This window comes from Limnoraphis robusta BA-68 BA1, assembly GCF_034932365.1.
In the GTDB taxonomy this organism is placed as follows: Bacteria; Cyanobacteriota; Cyanobacteriia; order Cyanobacteriales; family Microcoleaceae; genus Capilliphycus; species Capilliphycus robustus.
In genome coordinates this window covers 36956-44329 of sequence record NZ_JAYGHR010000098.1, presented here as the reverse complement: position 1 = coordinate 44329, position 7374 = coordinate 36956, and the positions used below count along the sequence as shown (strand labels likewise).

8 protein-coding genes and 1 tRNA gene are annotated in these 7374 nt (G+C 42.7%); 2 read left to right on the top strand and 7 right to left on the bottom strand.

The window, feature by feature from the left end; genetic code table 11:
* The coding region (locus VB836_RS28040; protein ID WP_323224536.1) for a helix-turn-helix domain-containing protein at positions 1 to 157 on the bottom strand (157 nt) is incomplete at its 3' end.
* A 302-nt stretch (positions 158 to 459) separates the two neighbouring features.
* Here VB836_RS28040 and VB836_RS28035 point away from each other — a divergent pair.
* Entirely contained in the window at positions 460 to 1086 is a 627-nt protein-coding gene (locus VB836_RS28035) for a precorrin-8X methylmutase (protein ID WP_046280013.1), read from the top strand.
* Positions 1087 to 1170: 84 nt separating this feature from the next.
* Here VB836_RS28035 and VB836_RS28030 read toward each other — a convergent pair whose 3' ends face one another.
* From VB836_RS28030 to dapB, 3 genes are all read right to left on the bottom strand, one after another.
* Entirely contained in the window at positions 1171 to 1338 is a 168-nt protein-coding gene (locus tag VB836_RS28030) for an NblA/ycf18 family protein (RefSeq protein ID WP_046280012.1), read from the bottom strand.
* A gap of 130 nt (positions 1339 to 1468) precedes the next feature.
* Positions 1469 to 2152 carry a phosphate ABC transporter permease gene (locus tag VB836_RS28025; protein ID WP_323224532.1) on the bottom strand — a complete coding sequence of 228 codons (684 nt, stop codon included), beginning with the start codon at positions 2150 to 2152 and terminating at the stop codon, positions 1469 to 1471.
* Between the two features lie 106 nt (positions 2153 to 2258).
* Positions 2259 to 3086, bottom strand: a complete 828-nt coding sequence (gene dapB / locus VB836_RS28020) for a 4-hydroxy-tetrahydrodipicolinate reductase (RefSeq protein ID WP_323224530.1) — start codon at positions 3084 to 3086, stop codon at positions 2259 to 2261.
* Between the two features lie 173 nt (positions 3087 to 3259).
* Here dapB and VB836_RS28015 point away from each other — a divergent pair, with 173 nt between their 5' ends.
* A complete protein-coding gene (locus tag VB836_RS28015; RefSeq protein WP_323224528.1) occupies positions 3260 to 5824 on the top strand; it encodes an EAL domain-containing protein in 2565 nt (854 codons plus the stop codon).
* A gap of 22 nt (positions 5825 to 5846) precedes the next feature.
* On the opposite strand, the gene VB836_RS28010 is transcribed toward VB836_RS28015, so the two are convergent.
* From VB836_RS28010 to VB836_RS28000, 3 genes are all read right to left on the bottom strand, one after another.
* Positions 5847 to 5919, bottom strand: a tRNA-Arg gene (locus VB836_RS28010).
* A 149-nt stretch (positions 5920 to 6068) separates the two neighbouring features.
* Positions 6069 to 6563, bottom strand: coding sequence for a DUF4168 domain-containing protein (locus VB836_RS28005; RefSeq protein WP_323224526.1), 495 nt, complete (start codon positions 6561 to 6563; stop codon positions 6069 to 6071).
* A gap of 49 nt (positions 6564 to 6612) precedes the next feature.
* The gene (locus VB836_RS28000; protein WP_323224524.1) at positions 6613 to 7116 is read right to left on the bottom strand and encodes a DUF4168 domain-containing protein; all 504 of its coding nucleotides are present in this window, start codon (positions 7114 to 7116) and stop codon (positions 6613 to 6615) included.
* Between the last annotated feature and the right edge of the window lie 258 nt (positions 7117 to 7374).

The window sequence follows — 7374 nt, the reverse complement described above, 5'->3', positions numbered from 1 at the left end:
GCTGCATTCCTGAGATACCCTTGCCTGTTTCTTTGTAGGCTTGGTTGTTTAGCTCTAGACAGTAATTCCATACCCAGCGTACAGAGCCAAACGCTTTTGCAAGGGCTTGTTTCTGGTCATCCGTTGGGTATAATCTGACTTTTGCTACGTTTCTCATTGAGCAACTTAGAGCGAATGTACTTGATTATAACGGAATTGCCGAGAAATTAGAGATCTTGTCGGCGATTCATCTGACACTGACAGTTCGTTTTCAGATGTGTGGCTTCTCGCCGCAGAAGCTAAATTAAAGCCTGGAAAGTTATCGACTCTCCATTTTGCCGGATCAACTTGTCTAATATAATGATACTGTGCCACCTGAATTCCCATCCTAAACTCCTGTAAACAGAAACAACCTGGCTCAGATTTTTGGGTTCGGTGGTGCTGCACAGATTCACAGACCGATAACAACAAAAAATCACGATGGAATGGCACATTACCGATGCCCAAAGTTTAGGGATTATTGATCACGAAATTGGCGATCATGTTTTTTCCCCAGCCGAGTACGAAATTGTCCGTCGGGTGATTTACGCGACTGCTGATTTCGAGTACAAGTACCTCGTTCGCTTTTCTGATCAAGCTTTACAAGCGGGCGCTGCTGCTTTAGCCGCCCGAACAACAATTGTAGTCGATGTACCGATGGTGCAGGTGGGAATTAGTCCCCAGATTCTCGCTACTTTTGCTAATCCCGTCTACTGTTCGATGGAAGCGGTAACTCGACCCCAGAGGGAAAAAACCCGCACGGCTTGGGGAATTCAAACTTTAGCTCGACGGTATCCTGAAGCTATTTTTGTCGTGGGTCAAGAACAGACTGCTCTTTCGGCTTTGGTTGATTTAATTGAAGCTGAAGAAATTAAACCCGCTTTAGTGATTGCAACGCCTTCTGGGTTTGTGGGGGCTGATGTGGCAAAGTCTCGTCTACATGATTCGATGGTACCTCATATTCGCATTGATGGCCGCAAAGGAAGCGCTGTTGTCTCGGTTGCCATTGTTAATGGTTTGGTAGACTTGGCTTGGCAAGCTTACGGTCGTGAGGCGAATGTGAATTAATTTTTTTCAAATGTAGGGGCGCTCTTCAAGAGCGCCCCATCTATCACAAATCAACACCTTATTCCCCTGATCTCGGAAGATCCATTAAGGATTTTTAATCCAATGTTTGAGTAAATTATCCTTGACCATATTCTGACGCATAAGTTCAATGAGATAGGCTTGAGCTTGTTCTTGGGTTAGACGTTTAACTTCTTTTTGCAGAACTTCTAACTTGAATTGCTGTTCTAAACTGAGATTTCCCGGTGTTTCCATTGTGTGTTCCTCCGATTGATAGGGAGTTGACAACCCTAGATATGTCTAATCTATACGAGCTTCTGCTCCGGCTATCAGTCGTTTTTTCGGATGAAACCTAGATGAAGGACACAGGGATTTTATTGCTCAATCATTGGTCAACGGTTGTTCGCGATCGCCTGCGGGTTTCTCGTTGAGAACGAACCCAGCGACTTAAATCTACAAAGGCGTCACGACGCAAATAAGGATAATCACTAACCCACAAGTTTTGACTGGGAATATAGAGATCAGAAACTTGGTTAATGCGGCTTAAATCTTCCAGGAAAGACATGACAATCAGTTGAGCAACTTGACCCCGATGAATCTTTTTATGGGAGCGGTTTAGGGGGGCTTGAATGCAGGTTGTAAACCCTTGAGCATCTCCCACTTCCACGTTAATTCGCCGCTCTAAATTTTCAATGATAATTAATTCTCCTCGTTGATTGACGGATTCTTGTTCGCTGGTGACTTCTTCTGTAATATAAAAATCCAGGACTTTTCCCTGCAAAAATCCGCAGTAGGGATATTTTCGACATTGAATATTCCGCAAACTGGCTTCTACAACTGGCCCCCAAAACCAGTAGAGAATGGTAATTAATCCTAATATTAATAACACGGGTTTGATGCTATCAGATGCGGAAATCTCAAGAAGAATCCAAACTGAGGCACAAACCGCAGAAATTAACAGTCGCTTGATAAAATCAGAAAGCTTTCCCCAACAATAACGATATTGATCGCTAGTTGCGACTGCCGGAATCAATTCCTCAAAGGTTTTACGAGTTAAGGGAATCAACATAGAGCTTCATTGGTATTTTATCCGTTCTTTTGTGATAGAGTGAGTCAGGTTGAGACAAGACCCGTTGATAAAATTGTCACAACCTTTCATCCCTCACCCTGAACTTCTATAGTATCTTTTCTAACCCATAAACGAGGGTTTTGAGTTGAAGCACTTTCCGAATGGCGAGTAAAACTCCAGGCATATAACACACTCGATCTGTGGTATCATGGCGTAGGGTATAAATTTCACCGGATGCGCCAAAAATCACTTCTTGATGGGCGATCAACCCCGGTAAGCGAATGCTATGAATGCGGATATTTTCCGCCGCTTTACCGCCTCTGGAACCCGGTAATTTTTCCGTTTCTGTGACAGTGGGGGGGTTGTAGGTTTTCCCCAATTCTCCTAACATTTGGGCGGTTTTAATGGCGGTTCCACTGGGAGCATCCGCTTTTTGATTATGGTGAAGTTCGATGATTTCTACATGATCAAAATACTGAGAAGCGGTGACTGCGGCTTGCTGAAGTAGTACCATGCCAATACAAAAATTAGGAATAATCAAACAGCCAATACTCGCTTTATCTGCAAACTCCGCCAAGTCTTGAATTTGCTCGGGACTCAACCCGGTTGTTCCGACCACTGGACTCACCCCATAAGCGATCGCTGCCCTTACGTTATCATAAACGGAATCAGGATGGGTAAAATCGACCATGACACCCGGTTGTTTTTCCTGAGCTGCCATTGCTAAAGTCCCTTCACGATCATTCGTTACAGGGATTTCTAGAGGCTCTATTCCGGCTAAACTCCCCGCATCCTGATGTAATGTTTCCGGGTTGCGATCTACTGCCCCCAATAAAGTCATGTCGGAGGCTGTCGCGACGGCTTTAATTACCTCTCGACCCATTTTACCACCCGCACCATTCACAATCACGGGGATGGGAAGTTGATTTGTCATCGGCTTTAATTGATTCCTGAAATTCGATAACGATATTTTAAGACTTAGACTTACATTTGTATGTAAGATCAAAAATATTTGTTGTCAGCCGAATCATTTCTGGATCAGGCGAAGTTACAGGCTCTCGATTAAATGATTTGACTTTGATTCGGATAAAACTCTACATAGACTCCATGTTTTCTCCTAAACTTCCTTCGATTTTATCTCGAATACCTATCCTCAATAGCAATCATAACAGCCTACCCCCTGGGGCAATTTTCTTCGCTCCGGGGTTCGTTGCTAGTTTAGCGATCGCTTTGGTTGTTGTCATTTTACAACAATGGGGAAGTTTACAGCCTTTAGAGTTGAGAATCTTTGATTTGTTGGTGCGACTACAACCTCCCCAAAAACTCGATCCTCGACTGTTAATTGTTACCATTACGGAAGCTGACTTAAAAACCCAAGGTTGGCCGCTCTCTGATGAGATTTTAGCAGAAACATTAACTCAACTGCAACAGCATCAACCCCATGTGATTGGCATTGATCTTTATCGAGATTTAGCCCATCCACCAGGAACCGAAAAACTAATCAGACAATTGCAAGCGGAGAATATTGTTGCAATTACTAATTTAGGTGTTCCTCCGATTCCGTCTCCACCCAATATTCCCCCTGAACGGATTGGGTTTAATGATGTTCCCGTTGATCCTGATGGTGTGATTCGCCGCCAACTTTTATTTGCGAGTACGGAGGAGGAAACTTTATTTTCTTTGTCGCTACAACTCGCCTTATTTTACCTCAAAACTCAAGGAATTGAACCGCAAAATTATTCCCGAAACTCAAATTATATGCAGTTGGGGAATGGAGTTTTTATTCCGTTAAAAGCTGGGAATGGTGGATATACTGCGATTGATGATCAAGGTTATCAAATTCTGCTGAACTATCGCCAGCCTCAGATAGCTGAAACCCTGTCTATTGGAGAGGTATTAGCTGGACAATTTAATCCCAGTTTAGTGCGAGATCGGGTTGTATTAATTGGTGCAACAGCCCCAAGTTTAAAAGACTCTTTTTTAACTCCCTATAGTGCGGCAGCCTCCCATGATGTGATGATGCCAGGAGTATTTGTTCATGCTCAGATGGTTAGCAATATTATGAGTGTAGCATTGAATGATTTTGGCTTCAATCAACGCCAAAATTTTTGGCAATCACCGCGATTATTTTGGTTTTTACCATTAGGTTTAGAACCCCTTTGGATTTGGGGTTGGGCGATCATCGGTGGGATAATCACCTGGCAAATTCGACATCCGGTAAAACAAGCGATTACCCTGAGTATTGTACTGATGGGTTTATTCGCAATTGGCTATGGATTATTTATTTTTAAAGGATGGCTTCCTCTGATTGCGCCAGGGCTAGCTTTTATCCTCACCAGTATTAGTGTGATTGCTTATAAACAGGTTTATTATCTTTCCCATGATTCCTTAACTCGTTTACCAAACCGTTCGACTTTTTTGCATCGAATAGAAGGAGAAATTTATCGAAGTCGATGGCAGAATAGACTCTGTGGAGTTTTATTTTTAAATGTTGATCGATTTAAGGTGATCAATGATAGTTTAGGTCATCAAGCCGGAGATCAACTGTTAGTTGATCTGGTTCACCGCTTGAAAACTTGTGTGCGAAGCAGTGATGTGATTGCTCGATTAAGTGCCGATGAATTTGCAATTTTGATTGAAAATCTCAGACAACCTCAAAATGCAATTTGGGTAGCGGAACGAATTCAACAAGCTTTAATTTTGCCATTTTTTTTACAAGGACAAGAGGTTTTTAGAACGATGAGTATTGGGATTGCCTTAAATGACTCGACTGATATGAGTGCTGATGATTTATTAAGAAATGCCAATACTGCGATGTATCAAGCGAGAAGTCAAGGTACAGGTTCCTATCAAGTTTTTGAGCAAAAAATGAATGTTGACGGGAAACAGCATCTTCAGCTAGAAACCGATTTAAGACTCGCCTTACAACGTCAAGAATTTGTCCTTTATTATCAGCCTTTAATCTCCTTAAAAACAGGTAAAGTAATCGGGTTAGAAGCATTAATTCGTTGGGAACATCCCCAACGAGATTTACTTTTCCCGAATGAGTTTATGTCTGTCGCTAAGGAAACGGGGTTAATTATTCCGATGGGTCAATGGGTGATCCGAGAAGCTTGTCATCAGTTAAAAGAAATCCAAGATCGGTTTGGAGACTTAGAATTAATTATGGGTGTTAATTTATCAGGTCGCCAATTTTCGCAACCCGATTTAGTTGAGCAAATTCACGATATTATTCTAGAATCGGGTATTGATCCTCGGTATTTACGGCTAGAAATTTGCGAAAGTGTTGTTATGAAAGATGTAGACGAAACCATTGCTTTATTACAACAGTTAAAAGCATTAAATGTGCGGCTGAGTATTGATGATTTTGGAACCGGATTTTCTTCCCTCAGTTCTCTAAATCGTTTCCCCATTGATACTCTCAAAATTGACCGTAGCTTTATCTCTCAAATGGAAGCGGAAGGAGAAGGAGAAAATTTCGGGATTGTGCAGACGATTATTACCCTGGCTCATGTGTTAAAATTGGCGGTGATCGCCGAAGGAGTCGAAACCGCAAAACAAGTCGAACAATTGCGAACACTTGGTAGCGAATTTGCTCAAGGGTATTATTTTCTCAGACCTGTTCCGGCTGATATTGTCATCGCATTTATTGAGTCTGATCCTTGTTGGTAGATCGGTCAGGAAATGTATTAAACGAGTATGGAGGGACTCGAACCCCCGACCCTCAGAACCGGAATCTGATGCTCTATCCACTGAGCTACATACCCATATCTTGATTAACTATACCATAATTTCAAACGATTTGGGAAATTATTTAACAGGGATGCAATTCAAACAAAAAGATGCTCCCATTGGGCAGAGTTGTGACCAACACTGCCAAACTGATTAAACTGCCTATCGTTCGGGTGAGTCAATATTATGGTTTAGAAGATTCCATCAGTCGTAAGATTTCGGCTTGAATTTTTTGCCTAAATTGAGGATCATTTTGTTGGCGAAGGGTGATTTCATTAAACCGAGTCACAGTCAAGCCTCTAGCTTCAATCACTTGCTTGGCTTGATCACAGTAACTCACCGCCAGTTGGGGCGCATTTCCGGGAAGGGCGTTAATACTACCGGGTTCATCACAAACAATGCGAGGAACTTCGCCAACTATTTTTTTAATCTCGTTGAATACTTGATATCTTCTCGACTCCAGAGCGAGAACCACACGAGCATAGTTGGTGATTTCTTCGTTGCTAAAGTTTTGATTGACTTGAGCGTGAACAGCGCTCACACCAAAGCTCAGATCTTGTCCTGAGAGGGTGGGAGTCAACCCACTCAACAGACTGACGATAGAAATAACGCTGACGCCGAGAGTTTTGGAGATGGCGTGATACCAGTTTAGAGAGGACAGTTGAGTGTGAGTTTTCATACCAAGTGCATTATAGATAGGGAGAATAGAGTCAGGAAAACAAAACCCTTTAGTTTCTAGAGGGTTGTTGCAGTTGGACCAACGCGGCTTGAATTCGTTGTTGCAGTTGAGCATCGCTTTGTTGTTTGCGAGTAATTTCGTTGAATCTCGCAACGGTGAGGTTATTGTCTTCAATCATTTTTTTGGCGTGAGAACAGTAATTTGTCGCCAACACCCGCACGTCTTGCTTTAAGCGGTTAAGGCTACCCGTTTCATTACAAACCACCACCGGAACAGATTCACCGATGATTTGTCGAATTTCGTCATAAGTTTGTTGACGCTTGGGTTCAATGGCTAAAACAGCACGAGCATAGTTGAGAATTTCCCCCTCGCTGAACTCCTGACTCGACTGAGCGGATGCAACGGGAGTCTGAGTGAATGTAGACGGTAGCGTTGCTAGATTGGGTACAACTCCTGCGATCGCGGCTATCATAGAAAAAACGCTGACCAGTAAAAACTGGCTCAGTCTTGAGTTGATGTGCAGATCTACACGGTCGCGTGAAAAATTGGTCATCTCATTAAAAGTCTCCAAGCTGAGAAACTTATGGCTACCCACTCTAGATGGCAGGCTCAGTATTTTTGAGTCTTTCTCCGGGTAAGAAGTTCCTCACGGCACAAACCTAGCCAATCCAAAGGGGTTATTTGTCTCATAGTGCCTTCTGGAAATTATATCTTTGTCTTCTTCATCTGCGATCAATAAATTGTTAACAGAAGTTCCGGTCGAGACGCACCCTCGTAAGTTTTGATTGATCTTTAAGCTTGGGTTGGTGTG